The 2,251-nt window shown below is 65.6% G+C and carries 1 protein-coding gene and 1 tRNA gene; both read left to right on the forward strand.

Annotation, left to right across the window (positions count from 1 at the left end; translation table 11 throughout):
* The first annotated feature begins 81 nt into the window (after positions 1-81).
* A tRNA-Ile gene (locus VJT49_RS29805) sits at positions 82-155 on the forward strand.
* A 462-nt stretch (positions 156-617) separates the two neighbouring features.
* A partial coding sequence (locus VJT49_RS29810) for a M28 family metallopeptidase (RefSeq protein WP_324168293.1) occupies positions 618-2,251 on the forward strand: 1,634 nt, incomplete at its 3' end.

The raw sequence follows: 2,251 nt of genomic DNA on the forward strand, positions 1-2,251 counted from the left end.
CAGATGAGCATGCGGTAACCGGCACGGGCCGCCCGTCGCTGCGGCGTGACTGGTAAGGTGCACGCGCGTCAGCGCCTGCGCGGGGCGGTAGCTCAGCCGGTCAGAGCAGCGGACTCATAATCCGCCGGTCCTGGGTTCGAGTCCCAGCCGCCCCACGCTCCAGCCCTGTGTGTTCTCGGCTGATCCTTGACGAATCAGGCTCGGCTGTTGCTTGACAGTGTCCCGGCTGATGGTTGACACCCTCGGCCCGGTGCTTGAGCTGTCGCACCCTGACCGTAGGGGTGGTGGGCGACGTCGATGGCCCGGGTCGTGATCGGGCAAGCTAAAACGGCTCCGACATTCTTGCCACTTCAGCAAAAATGCCCATATAGTCTCATCTGCTGAGACGCCTACCGTGGCGCGCGTCATACGTGCGCCAAGGAAAGCGAGCGATGTGTGGACGAGTTGGCTACAGGTGATCGGTCGAGGTACGCACCGATCGGTCGTCGTCGAACTGCTTTCTGTATGTGCACAGCCGAGATCCAGCAAGCAGTGCCTTCTCCTCGAGTGCCAATTCATGCGGTAACGCCACGGGCATTCCCGCGGCTTCTTGTCACCTCTGTGAAGGGAAGGGTCTGATGCGAAGACATCTGCGTCGGCGCCTGTGGCTCGTGCCGCTGTGCGCGTCGGCGGTGGCGCTCACCGGGGCCTTGGGGCCGATCACATCCAGCAGCGCGAGCACGAGCACGATCACGATCACGGCATGCAACAACCGCACCAACAACTCGCTCCCTAAGCTCCTCGAGTGCATCCGCACCGACGACCTGTGGAACCAGATGAAGGCGCAGCAGGCGATCGCCGACTCCCACCCGGACGCGGGCGGGCACGCCTCGCGCAACTCCGGCGAGCCAGGCTACAAGGCGGCGGTCGACCTCGCCGTCAAGCTGTTCACGGCTGCCGGCTACCACGTCACGGTGCAGACGTACAAGTTCCCGTACTTCGCCTTCTTCGGATTGCCGGGCGGCAGTGAGGTTTCGCCGACGCCGACCACGTTCACCCTCGGTACCGACCTCAACGCCTTCAACAGCGTTGGCACGGTCACCGCGGAGGTGCAGCCGGTCGGTGGGATCATCCTGCCGCCGACGCCGGCGCCGTCCTCGGCCAGCGGGTGCAGCCCGGCCGACTTCGCCGGCTTCACGCCCGGCAACATCGCGCTGATCCAGCGCGGCACGTGCAACTTCGGCGAGAAGGCCAAGAACGCCGTGACCGCCGGCGCGGCCGGCGTGCTCATCTTTAACGAGGGCCAGCCGGGCCGTACCGGGCTCGCCGGTGGCGGCGGCATGATCGACAACGCCGGCAATTCTGTCGTGCCGAACATCCCGGTCGGCTTCGTGCCGTTCGCAGAGGGCCAGCACCTCTACGACGCGGCCAATGCTGGCCAGCACCCCCAGGTGAAGCTGGACTTCAAGGGTGAGGTCGACCCGAGCCGCGACGACTACAACGTGATCGCCGACTCGCCGTACGGGGACCCGAACCACACCGTGGTTGTCGACGCGCATTACGACGCGATCTTCGGTGCGGGCATGCTCGACAACGCGTCCGGCTCGGTAAGCCTCATGGACATCGCGCAGAAGCTGGCCAAGGTGCGCACCACGAACCGGCTGCGCTACATCCTGTTCGGCGGTGAGGAGCTCGGCCTGCTGGGCTCGAACTTCTACACCCACAACCTCTCGCCCACCGAGCTCGCCCAGATCGGTTACGACCTCGATGCGGACGTGACCGCGACGCCGAACTACACCATCGGCGTGCTCGACCCGGCCGCGAAGAACCTGTTCGGCGGACCCATACCGGTGTTCCCGGCCAACGTGTACGAGCCGTCCAAGTTCGCTCGCGACGTCGCGGTCAAGTACTACGACTCGATCGGGCTCAACCACGAGTTCTTCTCGCCGCAGGGAACGGACGCGTTCTGGTTCAACATGGTCGGCGTGCCGGCCAGCGGCATCCTCACCGGGCAGGACTGCTGCAAGACGCAGGAGCAGGTCGACCTGTTCGGCGGGCAGACCGGCAACTTCGAGGGCAACCTCGGCACCACTGACGGTGGCTGCGTCGACCAGCCGTTCCGCTGGTGTGACAACCTCAGCAACAACGACCCGAACGTCCTCACCTTCGAGACGAAGGCGTTCGCCACGATGGTGTTCAAGATGGCGTTCGACACGACCATCCTGACCCGCACCCCGCAGCAGGCCGTCGCGGCGCGGACCGCCGCCGAGCA

This window comes from Amycolatopsis sp., assembly GCF_035276945.1.
In the GTDB taxonomy this organism is placed as follows: domain Bacteria; phylum Actinomycetota; class Actinomycetes; order Mycobacteriales; family Pseudonocardiaceae; genus Amycolatopsis_E.